Source organism: Cedecea selenatireducens (assembly GCF_042138895.1).
Classification (GTDB): Bacteria; Pseudomonadota; Gammaproteobacteria; order Enterobacterales; family Enterobacteriaceae; genus Cedecea; species Cedecea selenatireducens.
This window is the reverse complement of record NZ_JBHIKW010000003.1, coordinates 1-17,155: the sequence shown is the minus strand read 5'-3', so window position 1 is coordinate 17,155 and position 17,155 is coordinate 1. Positions and strand designations below refer to the sequence as shown.

18 protein-coding genes are annotated in these 17,155 nt (G+C 53.4%); 10 read left to right on the top strand and 8 right to left on the bottom strand.

Annotation, left to right across the window (positions count from 1 at the left end):
• The 4 genes from ftsQ to lpxC all read left to right on the top strand — a co-directional run bounded on the left by ftsQ (window position 1) and on the right by lpxC (window position 4,324).
• A complete protein-coding gene (ftsQ, locus tag ACE38U_RS05490; protein WP_038475571.1) occupies window positions 1–837 on the top strand; it encodes a cell division protein FtsQ in 837 nt (278 codons plus the stop codon).
• Window positions 834–2,090: a cell division protein FtsA gene (gene ftsA / locus ACE38U_RS05485; RefSeq protein WP_008461798.1), complete on the top strand. Its 1,257-nt coding sequence runs from the start codon at window positions 834–836 to the stop codon at window positions 2,088–2,090. Before ftsQ ends, ftsA begins: the two co-directional genes overlap by 4 nt.
• A 63-nt stretch (window positions 2,091–2,153) precedes the next feature.
• Complete coding sequence (gene ftsZ / locus ACE38U_RS05480) at window positions 2,154–3,305, top strand: cell division protein FtsZ (protein WP_008461800.1); 1,152 nt, start codon at window positions 2,154–2,156, stop codon at window positions 3,303–3,305.
• Window positions 3,306–3,406: 101 nt separating this feature from the next.
• Window positions 3,407–4,324 carry a UDP-3-O-acyl-N-acetylglucosamine deacetylase gene (gene lpxC, locus ACE38U_RS05475; protein ID WP_038475568.1) on the top strand — a complete coding sequence of 306 codons (918 nt, stop codon included), beginning with the start codon at window positions 3,407–3,409 and terminating at the stop codon, window positions 4,322–4,324.
• A gap of 8 nt (window positions 4,325–4,332) precedes the next feature.
• Here the strand turns inward: lpxC and ACE38U_RS05470 are convergent, their stop codons facing one another.
• Window positions 4,333–4,848 (bottom strand): DUF721 domain-containing protein, encoded by a 516-nt coding sequence (locus tag ACE38U_RS05470; RefSeq protein WP_038475565.1) that lies wholly within the window; start codon window positions 4,846–4,848, stop codon window positions 4,333–4,335.
• Between the two features lie 22 nt (window positions 4,849–4,870).
• On the opposite strand from ACE38U_RS05470, the gene secM reads away from it, so the two are divergent.
• The 3 genes from secM to mutT all read left to right on the top strand — a co-directional run bounded on the left by secM (window position 4,871) and on the right by mutT (window position 8,598).
• Entirely contained in the window at window positions 4,871–5,377 is a 507-nt protein-coding gene (gene secM, locus ACE38U_RS05465) for a secA translation cis-regulator SecM (protein ID WP_038475562.1), read from the top strand.
• A gap of 63 nt (window positions 5,378–5,440) precedes the next feature.
• Entirely contained in the window at window positions 5,441–8,146 is a 2,706-nt protein-coding gene (gene secA / locus ACE38U_RS05460; RefSeq protein ID WP_038475558.1) for a preprotein translocase subunit SecA, read from the top strand.
• 62 nt (window positions 8,147–8,208) lie between these two features.
• Entirely contained in the window at window positions 8,209–8,598 is a 390-nt protein-coding gene (gene mutT, locus ACE38U_RS05455; protein ID WP_375529314.1) for an 8-oxo-dGTP diphosphatase MutT, read from the top strand.
• Here the strand turns inward: mutT and yacG are convergent.
• From yacG to coaE, 3 genes are read right to left on the bottom strand one after another with little or no spacing between them, the layout of a single operon-like run.
• Window positions 8,595–8,792: a DNA gyrase inhibitor YacG gene (gene yacG / locus ACE38U_RS05450; RefSeq protein WP_038475555.1), complete on the bottom strand. Its 198-nt coding sequence runs from the start codon at window positions 8,790–8,792 to the stop codon at window positions 8,595–8,597. The genes mutT and yacG overlap by 4 nt on opposite strands.
• 9 nt (window positions 8,793–8,801) lie before the next feature.
• Window positions 8,802–9,545, bottom strand: coding sequence for a cell division protein ZapD (zapD, locus tag ACE38U_RS05445; protein ID WP_375529313.1), 744 nt, complete (start codon window positions 9,543–9,545; stop codon window positions 8,802–8,804).
• Complete coding sequence (gene coaE, locus ACE38U_RS05440) at window positions 9,545–10,165, bottom strand: dephospho-CoA kinase (RefSeq protein ID WP_038475549.1); 621 nt, start codon at window positions 10,163–10,165, stop codon at window positions 9,545–9,547. Before coaE ends, zapD begins: the two co-directional genes overlap by 1 nt.
• Before the next feature lie 275 nt (window positions 10,166–10,440).
• Here coaE and ACE38U_RS05435 point away from each other — a divergent pair, with 275 nt between their 5' ends.
• On the top strand, window positions 10,441–11,484 hold the full coding sequence (locus ACE38U_RS05435) for a GMP reductase (RefSeq protein WP_038475546.1): 1,044 nt from the start codon (window positions 10,441–10,443) through the stop codon (window positions 11,482–11,484).
• Between the two features lie 29 nt (window positions 11,485–11,513).
• Here the strand turns inward: ACE38U_RS05435 and hofC are convergent, their stop codons facing one another.
• The 4 genes from hofC to nadC all read right to left on the bottom strand — a co-directional run bounded on the left by hofC (window position 11,514) and on the right by nadC (window position 15,622).
• The gene (hofC, locus tag ACE38U_RS05430; protein WP_375529312.1) at window positions 11,514–12,722 is read right to left on the bottom strand and encodes a protein transport protein HofC; all 1,209 of its coding nucleotides are present in this window, start codon (window positions 12,720–12,722) and stop codon (window positions 11,514–11,516) included.
• Window positions 12,715–14,094 carry a type II secretion system protein GspE gene (gene gspE / locus ACE38U_RS05425; RefSeq protein WP_375529311.1) on the bottom strand — a complete coding sequence of 460 codons (1,380 nt, stop codon included), beginning with the start codon at window positions 14,092–14,094 and terminating at the stop codon, window positions 12,715–12,717. Before gspE ends, hofC begins: the two co-directional genes overlap by 8 nt.
• Window positions 14,091–14,546: a prepilin peptidase-dependent pilin gene (gene ppdD / locus ACE38U_RS05420; RefSeq protein WP_176982171.1), complete on the bottom strand. Its 456-nt coding sequence runs from the start codon at window positions 14,544–14,546 to the stop codon at window positions 14,091–14,093. Before ppdD ends, gspE begins: the two co-directional genes overlap by 4 nt.
• A 185-nt stretch (window positions 14,547–14,731) precedes the next feature.
• On the bottom strand, window positions 14,732–15,622 hold the full coding sequence (gene nadC / locus ACE38U_RS05415; protein WP_038475535.1) for a carboxylating nicotinate-nucleotide diphosphorylase: 891 nt from the start codon (window positions 15,620–15,622) through the stop codon (window positions 14,732–14,734).
• An 83-nt stretch (window positions 15,623–15,705) separates the two neighbouring features.
• On the opposite strand from nadC, the gene ampD reads away from it, so the two are divergent.
• Together ampD and ampE are read left to right on the top strand one after the other, a co-directional pair.
• Window positions 15,706–16,269 (top strand): 1,6-anhydro-N-acetylmuramyl-L-alanine amidase AmpD, encoded by a 564-nt coding sequence (ampD, locus tag ACE38U_RS05410; RefSeq protein ID WP_375529310.1) that lies wholly within the window; start codon window positions 15,706–15,708, stop codon window positions 16,267–16,269.
• Complete coding sequence (gene ampE / locus ACE38U_RS05405; RefSeq protein ID WP_375529309.1) at window positions 16,266–17,120, top strand: beta-lactamase regulator AmpE; 855 nt, start codon at window positions 16,266–16,268, stop codon at window positions 17,118–17,120. Before ampD ends, ampE begins: the two co-directional genes overlap by 4 nt.
• The last annotated feature ends 35 nt before the right edge of the window (window positions 17,121–17,155 follow it).

The following is a 17,155-nucleotide window of genomic DNA, read 5'->3' as shown; positions in this document are numbered from 1 at the left end:
ATGTCGCAGGCTGCACTGAATGCGCGTAATCGTGCCGAGGAAAATACCAGCTCGAGACGCAGCAATGGGTCCCGTCTGGCAGGAATGATCTTCCTGTGCGCGGTACTGTTGAGCGTGTTTATCGGCGGTTGGATTGTGGTGGGCTGGATGGAAGACGCCCAGCGTTTGCCGCTCTCCAGGCTGGTGGTGACGGGAGAACGTCACTACACGCGCAATGATGATATTCGCCAGTCTATTCTGGCCCTGGGGCCGCCGGGTACTTTTATGACCCAGGACGTGAATATTATCCAACAGCAGATAGAACGCCTGCCGTGGATCAAACAAGCAAGCGTTAGAAAGCAGTGGCCGGACGAATTGAAGATTCATCTGGTTGAATATGTGCCGATAGCACGTTGGAATGACCAGCATATGGTTGACGCTGAGGGAAATTCCTTCAGCGTGCCAGCAGAACGCACCAGCAAGCAGACTTTACCGATGCTCTCCGGCCCGGAAGGCAGCGAAAATGAAGTTCTGCAAGGTTACCGTGACATGGGCGTAGTGCTGGCAAAGGATAAGTTTACGTTGAAACAGGCGGCTATGACCGCCCGCCGCTCCTGGCAGTTGACGCTGAATAACGGAATTAAGCTCAACCTTGGTCGGGGCGATACGATGAAACGTCTGGATCGTTTTGTAGAACTTTATCCGGTTCTGCAGCAGCAGGCGCAGGCTGATAACAAACGGATCAGTTATGTCGACCTGCGATACGATTCAGGCGCCGCGGTAGGTTGGGAGGCTCTTCCTCCTCCGGTACCTAATCCGAATCAGCAACAGAATCAGGCACAGGCAGAACAACAATGATCAAGGCGACGGACAGAAAACTGGTAGTTGGACTGGAGATTGGCACCGCCAAGGTTGCCGCTTTAGTAGGGGAAGTTCTGCCCGACGGTATGGTCAATATTATTGGCGTGGGTAGCTGCCCATCGCGTGGTATGGACAAAGGCGGGGTAAATGACCTCGAGTCGGTAGTTAAGTGCGTACAGCGGGCTATTGACCAGGCTGAATTGATGGCAGACTGCCAGATCTCTTCTGTTTATCTGGCGCTGTCGGGCAAGCACATCAGCTGCCAAAACGAGATAGGCATGGTGCCGATTTCGGAAGAGGAAGTGACGCAGGAAGATGTGGAAAATGTGGTGCATACGGCAAAATCAGTGCGTGTTCGTGATGAACACCGCGTTCTGCATGTGATTCCACAGGAATACGCTATTGATTACCAGGAAGGGATCAAGAATCCGGTTGGGCTGTCCGGCGTTCGTATGCAGGCGAAAGTGCATTTGATTACCTGCCATAACGATATGGCGAAAAACATCGTTAAAGCGGTTGAACGTTGTGGTCTGAAAGTTGACCAATTAATTTTTGCCGGTCTGGCCGCGAGCTATGCGGTACTGACCGAAGATGAGCGTGAGCTGGGCGTCTGTGTTGTCGATATCGGCGGTGGTACCATGGACATGGCGGTCTATACCGGCGGTGCTTTGCGTCACACCAAAGTTATCCCTTATGCGGGGAACGTGGTGACCAGCGATATCGCCTACGCCTTCGGCACGCCACCGAGCGATGCGGAAGCGATTAAAGTGCGTCATGGTTGTGCGCTGGGCTCTATTGTCGGGAAAGACGAGAACGTCGAAGTCCCGAGCGTTGGTGGTCGTCCACCTCGTAGCCTGCAGCGCCAGACGCTGGCCGAAGTGATTGAGCCTCGTTATACCGAGCTGCTCAACCTGGTCAACGAAGAGATTTTGCAGCTACAGGAACAGCTTCGCCAGCAGGGTGTTAAACATCACCTGGCGGCGGGGATTGTGTTAACCGGCGGCGCGGCACAAATTGAAGGCCTGGCAGCCTGTGCTCAGCGTGTGTTCCATACGCAGGTGCGTATCGGTCAGCCGTTGAATATTACTGGCCTTACTGACTATGCCCAGGAGTCGTATTACTCGACCGCAGTAGGGTTGTTGCACTACGGGAAGGAATCGCATCTCAGTGGTGAGGCTGAAGTGGAAAAAAGGACCTCTGTTGGCTCATGGTTTAAGCGACTGAATAGCTGGCTGAGAAAAGAATTTTAATTTTTATAAGAGACCGGAGACAATTAGCGGTCTCAGGCGACAGGCACAAAACGGAGAGAAACTATGTTTGAACCTATGGAACTGACCAACGACGCGGTGATTAAAGTCATCGGCGTCGGTGGCGGCGGCGGTAATGCCGTTGAACACATGGTGCGCGAGCGCATCGAAGGCGTTGAATTCTTTGCGGTTAATACTGACGCTCAGGCGCTGCGTAAAACGGCAGTCGGCCAGACGATCCAGATTGGTAATGGGATCACTAAAGGTCTGGGTGCGGGCGCAAATCCAGAAGTGGGTCGTAATGCTGCGGAAGAAGACCGCGAAGCTTTACGCGCTGCGCTGGACGGGGCAGACATGGTGTTTATCGCCGCAGGTATGGGCGGTGGCACCGGCACCGGCGCTGCACCTGTTGTGGCTGAAGTGGCTAAAGATTTGGGGATCCTGACCGTTGCGGTCGTGACCAAGCCTTTCAACTTCGAAGGCAAAAAGCGTATGGCTTTTGCCGAGCAGGGCATCGCTGAGCTGTCCAAGCACGTTGACTCCCTCATCACTATCCCGAACGACAAGCTGCTGAAAGTGCTGGGTCGTGGTATTTCTCTGCTTGATGCTTTCGGCGCGGCAAACGACGTGCTGAAAGGCGCGGTGCAGGGTATCGCCGAACTGATCACTCGTCCGGGCCTGATGAACGTTGACTTCGCGGACGTGCGTACCGTGATGTCCGAAATGGGCTACGCCATGATGGGCTCCGGCGTGGCTAGTGGCGAAGACCGTGCTGAAGAAGCGGCAGAAATGGCTATCTCCAGCCCGCTGCTGGAAGATATCGACCTGTCTGGCGCTCGCGGCGTGCTGGTTAACATCACCGCTGGCTTCGACCTGCGTCTGGATGAGTTCGAAACCGTGGGTAACACCATTCGTGCGTTCGCGTCCGACAATGCAACCGTGGTTATCGGTACTTCTCTGGATCCAGAGATGAACGACGAGCTGCGCGTAACCGTTGTTGCTACCGGTATCGGCATGGATAAACGTCCTGAGATTACCCTGGTGACTAACAAGCAGGTACAGCAGCCGGTGATGGATCGCTACCAGCAGCACGGTATGGCTCCGCTGACTCAAGAGCAGAAACCGGCCGCTAAAGTGGTTAACGACAATACGCCACAAACAGCGAAAGAGCCTGACTATCTGGATATTCCAGCGTTCCTGCGTAAGCAAGCTGATTAAGAATAAACCGGAAGTTGGGCATATCCGCTCTTTGTGCTAAACTGGCCTGCCGTTAGTGATATACACTCTCGGCTAGCTTAGTAATATGGCGAGATTATACGATGATCAAACAAAGGACACTTAAACGTATCGTTCAGGCGACTGGCGTCGGTTTACATACCGGCAAGAAGGTCACACTGACGTTGCGCCCTGCGCCGGCAAATACCGGGGTCATCTATCGTCGCACTGACTTGAATCCTCCGGTAGATTTCCCGGCTGATGCCAAATCCGTGCGTGATACCATGCTCTGTACTTGTCTGGTCAATGAGCATGATGTGCGGATTTCTACCGTAGAGCACCTCAACGCTGCCCTGGCAGGGCTGGGCATCGACAACATCGTGATTGAAGTTGATGCGCCAGAAATTCCTATCATGGACGGCAGTGCGGCGCCGTTTGTCTATCTGCTGCTTGATGCAGGGATTGACGAGCTGAACTCGGCCAAGAAATTTATACGTCTTAAAGAGACGGTTCGCGTGGAAGATGGCGATAAATGGGCTGAAATGTCACCGTTTAATGGTTTCTCGTTGGATTTTACCATCGACTTTAACCATCCGGCGATTGATGCAAGCACCCAGCGCTACGCCATGAACTTCTCTGCTGAAGCATTTATGCGTCAGATTAGCCGTGCGCGTACCTTCGGTTTTATGCGTGATATCGAATATCTGCAGTCCCGCGGCCTGTGCCTGGGCGGCAGCTTCGATTGTGCCATCGTTGTTGACGATTATCGCGTATTGAACGAAGACGGCCTGCGTTTTGAAGATGAATTTGTTCGTCACAAAATGCTGGATGCCATTGGCGATCTGTTCATGTGCGGCCACAATATTATCGGCGCATTTACCGCCTTTAAATCGGGTCACGCGCTGAACAACAAACTGCTGCAGGCTGTTTTGGCTAAGCAGGAAGCCTGGGAATGGGCGACCTTCGAAGATGAAGCCGAACTTCCGCTGGCGTTTAAAGCACCTAACCTGGTGCTGGCGTAACGCTTAAGCTATCTATTACGACTGGTTTTGCTGGTACCCTCTCCGGCCAGTGAAGCCAGTCGTTCTATTGTTGCTCTCAATTTCTCCGGGCTACGTTTAGCCACTTCTCTCAACGCTTCCGCGCTCTGCTCACTCAGTTGACGGTTCACTTCGTATTTCTCACTCCCTGTCTGAGTGGTGTTTTCTTGTACTGATTCCTGCCCTTTTACCGCCAGCGATGGATTAATCCTGATGTCGATTGAAGTCAATGATGGTAAGATTTGGGCGCGTAATGCACTGAGCAGCGTGGCTTGCTCATAACGTAAACGCATCAGCCAGCTGGCATTTGCAGTTTCAAGTACCAGAATGCCCTGGCGAAAGTTGGCAACCCGACACCAGGGGTGCAGTGGAGCAGGCAAAATGCCTTTCACTGCCCGGTTTAGCCGCAGAAGAACAACGGCGCGTTGCTGAACGTTCTGCAGCATGCTTTCCTGGCCGGCATCGTCGAACAGATTTTCTAAAGATTGCGGGCGACTGTCGCGCATACATTAAGCTCCGGCGGAAAAAGTGATTGGTATTCTAAATCGTTGGCGACAATTTGGCAGACGTTATTTCTGGCCGCATCTCCTGTTGGGGATGGTCGCGGCGAGTTTTGGCATGCCTGCGCTCAACGGTAACACAGAAACCGGTATCCCCGCTGAAGCTTCAGCCAGTCGCCACGATCCTGCGCGTCAGCTACGTTTTGATAGCCTTGTTTTATTGCAGGAGAGCACGCGGCGTCCTTCCTTCAGTGTGGACTATTGGCAGCAGCATGCAATCCGCACCGTTATCCGTCATCTTTCCTTTGCTATGGTCCCCCAGGCTTTGCCGGTGGCCCAGGAAAGCGTGCCGCTTCAGGCACAACACCTTGCTCTGCTGGACTCGCTCAGCGCACTGCTGACGCAGGAAAGCAAACCTCCCGTAATTGTTCGCCAGACTGCGTTCCAGGCATCGCCAGCGGCTGAAGTTTTCAGCACCGTTGCGTGGATCCGTCAGATGCAGGGCATCCGCGCAGGTCCGCTTCGCCTCAGTTAACTCATCTTCTTAACTAACAACAATTTATTGACCGCACTGACGGCAGGCGTTTGAGAATTTATTATGCTAATCAAATTATTAACCAAAGTTTTCGGTAGTCGTAACGATCGTACCCTGCGCCGTATGCGCAAAGTGGTGACCATGATTAACGGCATGGAACCACAGATGGAAAAGCTCACTGATGATGAGCTGAAGGCTAAAACCAATGAGTTCCGTGCTCGTCTGGAAAAGGGCGAAGTGCTGGAAAACCTGATCCCAGAGGCCTTCGCCGTGGTTCGCGAAGCGAGTAAGCGCGTCTTCGGCATGCGCCACTTCGACGTACAGCTGCTTGGTGGTATGGTCCTGAACGACCGTTGTATCGCAGAAATGCGTACTGGTGAAGGTAAAACCCTGACCGCAACGCTGCCGGCTTACCTGAACGCTCTGAGCGGAAAAGGCGTTCACGTAGTTACCGTGAACGACTATCTGGCACAGCGTGACGCCGAAAACAACCGTCCCCTGTTCGAGTACCTGGGCCTGAGCGTAGGTATCAACCTGCCAGGCATGCCTGCTCCGGCCAAGCGTGAAGCTTACGCCGCGGACATTACCTATGGTACCAACAACGAATACGGCTTTGACTACCTTCGCGACAACATGGCTTTCAGCCCGGAAGAGCGCGTGCAGCGTAAACTTCACTATGCGCTGGTGGATGAGGTTGACTCCATTCTGATCGATGAAGCACGTACTCCGCTGATTATCTCCGGCCCGGCTGAAGACAGTTCTGAGCTGTACAAACGCGTAAACAAAATCATCCCGCACCTGATACGCCAGGAAAAAGAAGACTCCGACACCTTCCAGGGTGAAGGCCACTTCTCCGTGGATGAGAAGTCTCGCCAGGTTAACCTGACCGAACGTGGTCTGGTGCTGATTGAAGAACTGCTGGTGCAAGAAGGTATGATGGAAGAGGGTGAGTCTCTGTACTCTCCTGCCAACATCATGTTAATGCACCACGTAACCGCTGCACTGCGCGCCCATGCGCTGTTCACCCGTGACGTTGACTACATCGTAAAAGATGGCGAAGTCATTATCGTTGATGAACACACCGGCCGTACCATGCAGGGTCGCCGCTGGTCCGACGGTCTTCACCAGGCCGTTGAAGCGAAAGAAGGCGTCGATATTCAGAACGAAAACCAGACGCTGGCTTCTATTACCTTCCAGAACTACTTCCGTCTGTACGAGAAGCTGGCAGGGATGACCGGTACCGCAGACACCGAAGCGTTCGAATTCAGCTCCATTTATAAGCTCGACACCATTGTCGTGCCGACCAACCGCCCAATGATCCGTAAGGACATGCCGGATCTGGTCTACATGACCGAGCTGGATAAAATTGGCGCCATCATTGAAGACATTAAAGAGCGTACCGCGAATGGTCAGCCGGTGCTTGTGGGGACCATCTCCATTGAGAAATCTGAAGTGGTTTCCAATGAGCTGACTAAAGCCGGTATCAAACACAATGTTCTGAACGCCAAGTTCCACGCCAACGAAGCGGGTATTGTTGCTCAGGCGGGCTACCCTGCTGCGGTAACTATCGCCACTAACATGGCGGGTCGTGGTACGGATATCGTGCTGGGCGGCAGCTGGCAAGAAGAGATTGCCGAACTGGAAAATCCAACGCCAGAGCAAATTGCCCAAATTAAAGCGGACTGGAAGGTTCGTCACGATGCGGTGCTGGCTTCAGGTGGTCTGCATATTATCGGTACCGAGCGTCATGAATCTCGCCGTATCGATAACCAGCTGCGTGGCCGTTCTGGTCGTCAGGGTGATGCCGGTTCTTCCCGTTTCTACCTGTCGATGGAAGATGCTCTGATGCGCATCTTCGCCTCAGATCGCGTTTCCAACATGATGCGTAAGCTGGGCATGAAGCCGGGTGAAGCTATCGAACACCCATGGGTGACCAAGGCGATAGCTAACGCACAGCGTAAGGTCGAAAGCCGTAACTTTGATATTCGTAAACAGCTGCTGGAATACGACGACGTTGCGAACGATCAGCGCCGGGCAATCTACACCCAGCGTAATGAGCTGCTCGACGTTAGCGACGTGAGTGAAACCATCGCCAGCATTCGTGAAGACGTCTTTAAGGTCACCATTGATGCGCATATCCCGCCTCAGTCTCTGGAAGAGATGTGGGACGTAGAAGGTCTGGAAGAGCGCCTGAAAAACGACTTCGACCTCGAGATGCCAATCAAAGAATGGCTGGATAAAGAGCCTGAACTGCACGAAGAAACGCTGCGTGAGCGTATTCTGCAGACGGCAATTGAGCTTTATCAGCGCAAAGAAGAAGTTGTCGGGGCTGAAATGATGCGCCACTTCGAAAAAGGCGTCATGCTGCAAACGCTGGATTCTCTGTGGAAAGAGCACCTGGCGGCGATGGACTACCTGCGTCAGGGTATTCACCTGCGTGGCTACGCGCAGAAAGATCCGAAGCAAGAATATAAGCGTGAGTCCTTCTCTATGTTTGCCGCGATGCTGGAGTCACTGAAATATGAAGTGATCAGCACCCTGAGCAAAGTCCAGGTGCGCATGCCGGAAGAAGTGGAAGCGATGGAGCAGCAGCGTCGCGAAGAAGCTGAGCGTCTGGCACGTATGCAGCAGCTGAGCCATGTGGATGATGAAACTCAGGCTGCGCAGGCGCTGGCAGCAGAAACCGGCGATCGTAAAGTTGGGCGTAACGATCCTTGCCCATGCGGTTCCGGTAAAAAATACAAACAGTGCCATGGCCGTCTGAGCTAAGGTCTGAGAACCCTGGAAAGGCGCAGCTTGCTGCGCCTTTTTTACGCGTGGAGTTTGAGAATATGAAGCAACTGCAAATCGCCGTCGGCATTATCCGTAATCAACAGGGTGAAATCTTCATTACGCAACGTGCTGCCGATGCACACATGGCTAATAAATGGGAATTTCCCGGCGGGAAAATTGAGGCTGGAGAGTCGCCAGAGCAGGCGGTGATCCGTGAACTACAGGAAGAAACCGGCATTGTGGCGCAAAGTGCCAGCCTGTTTGAAACCCTGGAATATCAGTTTCCCGATCGCCATATTTCGCTGTGGTTTTATCTGGTTGAACAGTGGGAAGGGGAACCCTGGGGAAGAGAAGGACAACCTGGGCGCTGGATTGCTCAAAGTGAGCTCATCGCCGACGAGTTTCCGCCAGCCAATGAGCCCGTTATTTTAAAGCTGCTGAACGCTTAGCGTTCCTGCTCTTCGCTCCAGCCTTCGCTTTCAGAAAGGTCGCCGCTGCTTGGAATACGTTTTTCCTCTGCGGCCCATTCTCCAAGATCTATAAGCTGGCAGCGTTTGCTGCAGAATGGCCGATAAGGGCTGCTCTCGTTCCAGATAACGGCTTTACCGCAGCCGGGGCAGTTGACGATGGTCTCTTCGCTCATGTTTTTTCCTTAGCAGCAGGCCAGTTCGAAATCGAGACGTTCAGGCACCAGACCTTGTTCCGAGTCCAGCGGCATAAAACGAATCGCAAAGCGGCTTTTATGGCCGGAAATCTGCGGATAAAGCTGGTCACCAAGGCTAAGATGCAGGCGCAGCAGGTCGGCATCATCGCCGTTATCCTGGTAGAAGCCATTAAGGCTGGTTTGTTTACGGAACGGCGCCGAGTTACGAATGATATCCAGCAGCAGATCGAGCGATTGTTTTACCGGTTCGAGGGTCTTCAGCCAGAAATCGACCTGAGCATCTCGCTGCTCCTGCGGCAGATAAAGCCAGATATGCAGCGTGGGCAGATCAAAGCTACAGCAGCCTCCAGGGATGCTAAGACGCTGTCTTACCAGCGCAATCAGCCTATCTTCTCGCAGTACTTGCCCGATACGCGGCGCGGCCATTAACACGCTGCCGCAACTTTCCAACTGGCTGCGCAGCGTGTCGATACGCTGCATATCAACGCCAGGGACTTCCGACCAGCTCAACAGTTTGCGCTGCTGCCGGCCCAGTTCTTTAAGGATCTCGGTGCGGATTTCGCCCCTTTCAAACACATCCAGTAAGTCGCCGATGTTACGAAAAAAATGCAGTGCCTTAGCGCTGTCGCTGACGGGGAGCGCTGACTGTAGCTGTTGGATCAAAAATTCAATACGCAGCCATGTGCGCATTTTCTCATTCAGTGGATGTTCGAAAAGAACCTGAGTGTTCATTATTTTGTTTCCTGTTGTGCGGCCTGTGCAGCCAGTTTCAGGTACTGGCGATGCAGGCGGTCAACATGCACGACAACGTCTTGTGGGCTGCCGTCATTATTAATTACGTCATCTGCAACGGCGAGACGAGCTTCCCGGGACGCCTGAGCGGCCAGGATCTGCTGCGCGTGCTCGCGAGAGACATTGTCCCGCAGCATGGTACGCGCAATCTGAGTTTCAGGGGAGACGTCCACCACTAAAACCCGGTTAGCTCTTTGTTGCAGATTGTTTTCTACCAGCAGCGGAACGACCCACAGCACGTAAGGTGAGGTGGCGCGAGCAATTTCATCGCGGGTTTGCTGCTGGATTAAGGGATGCAGTAGATTATTGAGCCACTGCTTTTGCTGCGGGGAACTAAAGATCTCTTCTCGTAGCGCCCGGCGATTTAAAGAGCCATCTTCCAGAAGGATCTTTGGACCAAAATGTTGAGAAATGAGAGCTAACGCACGTTGGCCGGGTTCAACAACCTGGCGGGCAATCACATCTGCATCGATGACGGTAATGCCTGAGCGGGAAAAGGCTTCGGCGACGGTGCTTTTACCACTGCCAATACCTCCCGTAAGTGCAACCGTATAAACCATAAATAATCGATCCTGATGCTTTATTTATCAATAAGATAAAATTAGTTCTGACGAATGTTTTTAGGCGAGTTGGCATCACGTAAAAACAAAGAATTTCCCGCCCACGGTCTTTTTACCGTTTACCAGGTAAATTTAAACGATTGTAGCGTAAAAAAGTCGGTTTTCGCAGTCTTGCGGAGCCATTATTACTGCGTATGATAGCGTCACTGGGGTTGGCCGTTGTTTCGCCGATCGTATTTATGTGTTCATCGCCATTCGACCCAGGGATTTGCAATATGCGTATTGAAGAAGATTTGAAGTTAGGTTTTAAAGACGTTTTAATCCGCCCAAAACGCTCCACCCTCAAAAGCCGTTCTGACGTTGAGCTGGAACGCCAATTCACATTCAAGCATTCTGGTATTGCGTGGTCTGGTGTGCCAATTATTGCGGCAAACATGGACACCGTCGGCACCTTCGCGATGGCGCAAGCGCTGGCCTCTTTCGACATTCTAACCGCAGTACATAAGCACTATTCGGTTGAAGAGTGGAGCAACTTTGTTAAGACGACCCCGGAAAACCTGCTGCGTCATATCATGGTTTCAACCGGCACTTCCGATGCAGATTTTGCCAAAACTAAGCAGATTCTTGCCCTTAATCCGGCGCTGAAATTTATCTGCATCGACGTGGCAAACGGCTACTCAGAACACTTTACGCAATTTGTCAGCAAAGCTCGCGAAGCCTGGCCTGAGAAGGTTATCTGTGCCGGTAACGTAGTGACCGGTGAGATGTGCGAAGAGCTGATCCTGTCCGGCGCTGATATTGTTAAAGTCGGCATTGGGCCGGGCTCCGTATGCACCACCCGCGTTAAAACCGGCGTGGGTTATCCTCAGCTTTCTGCGGTAATTGAATGTGCTGATGCAGCACACGGACTTGGCGGCCAGATCGTTAGCGACGGTGGTTGTACGGTCCCTGGCGACGTAGCTAAAGCTTTTGGCGGCGGCGCAGACTTCGTCATGCTGGGCGGCATGCTGGCAGGGCACGAAGAAAGCGGCGGTACCGTTGTCGAGCAGGACGGTGAGAAATTTATGCTGTTTTACGGCATGAGCTCTGAGTCTGCAATGACCCGCCACGTTGGTGGCGTTGCGCAGTACCGCGCCGCAGAAGGAAAAACCGTTAAGCTGCCTCTGCGTGGCCCGGTTGAAAATACCGCTCGTGATATTCTCGGCGGCCTGCGTTCAGCCTGCACCTATGTGGGAGCATCTCGCCTGAAAGAGCTGACTAAACGCACCACCTTCATCCGCGTGGCGGAGCAGGAAAACCGCGTTTTCAATAGCCTCTGATGAGCCTTGATGACGCAGCTGCGGCTGCGTCATCCTCCTCCGCTCATGGCCTCTCCCATCTGGAAAATAGGCAGATACATCGCAATCACCAGCGTGCCAATGATCAAGCCAATGACCAGCATCATGACTGGCTCCAGCGTTGCGGCAAGGTTTTCGGCCAGTTCCTGCGTTTTCTCATAATGCCAGCGCGCTAAGCGTTCGAGCATCAAATCCAGCGACCCTGATTCCTCACCGATGCGAACCAACTGCTGGCAAAGCGGCGTGAAATGGCCCGACTGCTCCAGCGCTCGCCATAATGGTTGGCCCTCGGAAACCTGCTTGCGTATGTCCGCTATCTGTCGTTGCCAGAAAAGCTGTGTTAGCGTTTTCTCAACCGCCTCAAGCCCCTGTAACAGGGGCACGCCGGAATGTTGTGAGAGCGTAAGCACGGTGAATATCTGGCTCAGTAATTGACCGCGCCTCAATGGCGCAATCACCGGTATTTTTAGCAGCAATAATTGCTCTTTATCCCGAAGACTGGGGCGAGTACGACGAAGCCACCAGCCTGTAACGGCAAGAATGATAGCGGCCAAAATCCACCAGCCACTCTGCGTCGTTGCCCACGCTGAAATGCTCATGACGGCCTGGGTAATGGCGGGTAGGGGAGCATTAAAAGAGCGGTAGATATTAGCGAATTCTGGCAGAACAAACCCCACCATGCCTGCGGTAACCAGCAGTGCGACCAGAAAAATAAAAAGCGGATAGCGAAGGGCTTTCATCACCTTTTTGGTGAGTTTATATTGCTGTTCTTGCTGCTCGGCCAGCCGCTCGCAGCATTCTGCAAGCCTGCCGGTCAGTTCACCGGTATGCAATAAGGCGATAAAGAGTGGCGGGAAGATACGGGGCCACTGTTTAAGCGTTTCTGAAAGCGGAATGCCCTGTGATACCTGCTGTTCAATATGCTGCAATAAAGCTGACCATTCAGGTTTTGGGTGCTGACGCGCAATGAGCAGCAGCGCGTCCGTTAAGGCAATGCCGGCGTGAAGCAGAGCCGCAAGCTGCCGGATAACGTCTATCTTCTGCTGAATGTGCCAGCAGGCACTTCCTGCTATAAAGGATTTTTTAACACTGAGTAGCTGAAGCTGCTGCTTGTGAAGCTCTTCCTCCAACAAGGTACGTTCACCGGCTAGCATTACGCCGGTCTTCAACTGCCCCTCGGCGTCAATGGCTTCCCAGGACCAGAGCTGGGGCTTAGGCATTTGGCACTCCTAACACCCGATAAACCTCTGCCAAAGAGGTGTGCCCTTGTTCGACCACAAGGCAGCCGCTCTCGAACAGCGTACGCATGCCTTGCTCTTTGGCTAACGCTTCAATCTTAGCCGCAGGTTCACCCTGAGCAATTGCTACCCGCAGGGCTGCAGAAAAAGGGAGCAGTTCAAATAACGCCGTACGCCCATAATATCCCCCGTAGCATCTTTCGCATCCAGGAGCGTGCCATTGTGGCAACTCAGAAGGCCAAAGATGGCGGGGTAATCTGATGGGCGTTTCGCTACGTTTTTTGCAGTGGGGGCAAAGTTTTCTCACCAGCCTTTGGGCCACGATGATATTCACGGCTGAAGCAATCATCCAGCGAGGAACCGCCATTTGCTCCAGCCGGACAAGCGTTTCAACGGTAGAATTAGTATGAAGCGTCGACAAAACCAGGTGTCCGGTCTGGGCTGCCTTAATAGCTATTTCTGCCGTTTCTCCGTCCCGGATTTCACCGACCATAATGACGTCCGGATCCTGTCTCAATAAGGCGCGAAGGACGCTTTGAAAGGTGAGCCCGGCCTTGGGGTTTATTTGCGTTTGGTTGAGCCCCTCCTGAGGGATTTCTACCGGATCTTCCACGCTACAGACGTTAATGCCCGGCCGGTTAAGCGCCGCCAGGGCGCTATAAAGCGTTATGGTCTTTCCGCTGCCGGTAGGCCCGGTAACCAAAATCATGCCCTGAGGGGCATCGAGTGAATGCGTGAATTGCTCTGTTTCGCCTTCCGACATGCCCAACGAGTGCATATCCATACTCTGTTTGCCTTGCTGGAGGATCCTTAAAACAACTTTTTCACCATGGCGGCAAGGTAGCGTCGAGACGCGGAACGAGGCTTTCACGCCTTCGGCGAGATAATCCATTTGTCCGTCCTGCGGCAATCGCTTTTCAGCAATATCCAGGTTCGCCAAAATTTTGAGCCTGGCGGTGACGGGCGCAATCATTGCCTGCGGCAGCAGCGGTTGGCACTGAAGGACGCCATCAATGCGGAGTCGAATGCGAAAGGCATTCTCGAAGGGTTCAAAATGGATATCGGAGGCCCGCTGCTGCACTGCGGCGGCGAGGGTTGTATTTAATAGCGTGACCACCGAGCTGCCGTGATCTTTCTCTGAGGGTTGTGTGAATTCGTGGGTTTGCCATTTCTCCAGCTTTTCAGCGGGCCATATCTCTACATCAATATGCTTGTTACAGAAAAAGCGTAATGCCTCATACAGCTGCTCACTTGGGGCTTCAAGCGTCGCAATCCGTAATACGTTTTGCGTCTCTTCTACCAGTACGGCATTGTAGTGTTGGCAAAGGGAATGAAGCTGCTCTTTTGCGTTCATTCGCCAGCTCCTGCTTTGCTTTCGTTAAAGCGGAAAACGTCCTCGCAGGCTTGTTTTAGAGGGGAGCCGTTTTCGGCATTGCAGCTCCTGACCCAACCGGTTACGCCGCTGGTGTCGCTCCACTGTGGGGTGAATGTTGCCGTCAGCCCGTTCAGCGATTCCTGTCCGCTTAACGTCACGATACCGCTGGCTACGCTCATTGCCCCGACGTAGCGCGTCGTTCTGGTTTCCGCAATGCCGTTACTGCCTGCGTTACAGCTGCTGATTCCGCCCCGTTCAATCGCGCAGAGTTCAATGGCGGTACGATAGGGTAAGAAGGTTTGCAGCATATCGGTTAATGCCGCTTTACGAAGGTAGTTTTGATACCCCGGAATGCCGATGGCGCTAAGAATAGCGATGATACCTATCACCACCATGAGTTCGATTAGCGTAAACCCTTTTTGCTTGTTCATTTGCCGCTCCTTTGGTTAGAGAGCAGCACTGTGCTAAACGGGTTAGGCAATAGCGAATGGGGAAATCAGGATTCGGGAAATAGCTTCCGCAGTAGTTATAGCGATTGTGTTGATCAACATTCGAAATGGAAGCGGGCGCGCAAAACTGCGGACGTAACCGGAGGCACGCCCGCAGCAATGGAGGGTCAGCGGAAGCGCATAGACAGGTCGAGGGCTCGCACGTGTTTGGTCAGGGCGCCAACAGAGATGTAATCCACGCCGGTATCAGCGAAGGTTCTCAACGTCTCTTTGGTTACGTTGCCTGAGACTTCCAGGCGCGCTTTCCCCTGCGTCAGCGCGACGGCCTCACGCATTTGGTCGACGGTAAAGTTGTCCAGCATGATGATATCAGCCCCGGCTTTCAGCGCCTGCTCCAGTTCATCAAGCGACTCGACTTCCACTTCTACCGGCACGTCAGGGTGCATCCAGAACGCTTTTTCTACCGCCTGGCGAATAGAGCCGGAGGCGATAATGTGGTTTTCCTTTATCAGGAAAGCATCGGACAGCCCCAGACGATGGTTGCTGCCTCCGCCGCAAAGCACCGCATATTTCAGCGCGGTACGCAGGCCAGGAAGCGTCTTACGGGTATCAAGCAGCTGCGTTTTAGTGCCTTCAAGCAGCGCAACGTAGCTGTGAACTTCGCTGGCTACGCCGGACAGCGTTTGCACAAAGTTTAGCGCGGTTCGTTCGCCGGTTAACAGAACACGTGCCGGGCCGTTAAGCTCAAACAGAGGCTGATTGCTGGTGACTTCCGTGCCGTCTTCAACATGCCAGGTCACCGTCACATCCCCACCGAGCTGAATAAAGACTTCTTCTACCCAGCGTTTACCGCAAAAAATGCCATTTTCGCGGGTGATGACGACCGCGTGCGACGTGCTTTCTGGGGGTAATAACTGCGCCGTGATGTCGTTGTTCGGGTCGACCTCACCCCCCAGATCTTCCCGCAGCGCCTGCGCTACGGCGAGAGGTATATCGAGGGTAATTCGTTCGAGCAGCTCGTCACGTCGGCGGTCAGGATTATAACGGCGGGGCGGCATGATAAAACTCCAGAATGAATAAGTTAGTATCGTTTCATGCTACTCTGAAGCGACTTCAAGTACCACTCTAAGGAGAACCTCTCATGCAGCTTAAAGACGGCTGGCTGGTGGGGGTAAAACATCTGCCATCCCCGCATTTTGACGGCCGACCGGAAGAGGAAAATCCCTCGTTGCTGGTGGTGCACAATATCAGTTTGCCGCCGGGGGAATTTGGTGGCCCCTGGATTGACGCACTCTTTGCCGGGACGCTCGGCCCTGAGGCTCATCCTTACTTTGCCGGTATTTCACATTTACGCGTCTCTGCCCATTGCCTGATTCGCCGCGACGGCGAAATTGTTCAGTATGTCCCTTTCGATAAACGTGCGTGGCATGCGGGCGTTTCAAGCTATCAGGGAAGAGAAAAGTGCAACGACTTTTCTATCGGTATTGAGCTTGAGGGAACCGATACGCTGGCCTACACCGAGGCGCAGTATCAGCAACTGACAGCTTTAGCTAAGTTACTGATTCAGCACTATCCTGATATAGCGAAAAACATGACGGGCCACAGCGATATTGCTCCCGGTCGTAAGACCGACCCAGGCCCTTCGTTTGACTGGCCGCGCTTTCTGGGTGCGGTTGAAAAGGCTACCGACAAGGAGAGCACATGACCCTGTTTACCCTGCTGTTGGTCCTGATGGGCGAGCGATTGTTCAAGATGGGCGAGCACTGGCAGCTAGATCACCGCCTTGAAGTGCTTTTTGGGCGGGTGAAGCATTTTTCTCTGTTAAAAACGCTGTTGATGACCGCCGCGTTTATGGCCGTGGTTTTCCTGATTACCCGCGCTTTGCATGGGCTGCTGTTTAACGTCCCGCTGCTGGTGTTCTGGATTGCGCTCGGCGTGCTGTGCATCGGTGCAGGACAGGTCAGGCTGCATTACCATTCTTACCTTAAAGCCGCGAGCCATGATGACGGGCATGCGCGTGATGCAATGGCGAGCGAACTTACGCTGATTCATGGTGTTCCGCCGGAATGTAGCGAGCGCGAATACCTTCGCGAGCTGCAAAACGCGTTGCTATGGATTAACTTCCGTTTCTATCTTGCCCCGCTATTTTGGTTCGTGGTTGGCGGAGTCTGGGGGCCGGTCACGCTTGCGGGTTATGCTTTCTTACGTGCATGGCAGACCTGGCTTGCCCGGCATCATACGCCGCATGAGCGCCTGCTCTCGGGGATTGATGGCATTCTTCACGTTCTGGACTGGGTGCCTGTGCGCCTGGTTGGGGTCGCTTATGCCCTGCTGGGCCACGGCGAGCGAGCGCTTCCCGCGTGGTTTGCTTCTCTTGCCGACAGGCATACTTCTCAGTATCAGGTCCTGACGCAGCTGGCGCAGTACTCGCTGGCACGAGAACCTCATCAGGATAAGATGAAAACGCCGAAGGCTGCGGTTTCTCTGGCGAAAAAGGTTTCGCTGGTGATTGTCGTTGTCGTCGCATTGCTGACGATTTACGGCACGTTGGTCTAGGTTCAGAACGCTTGTAACAAAACGCCCCGCATTTG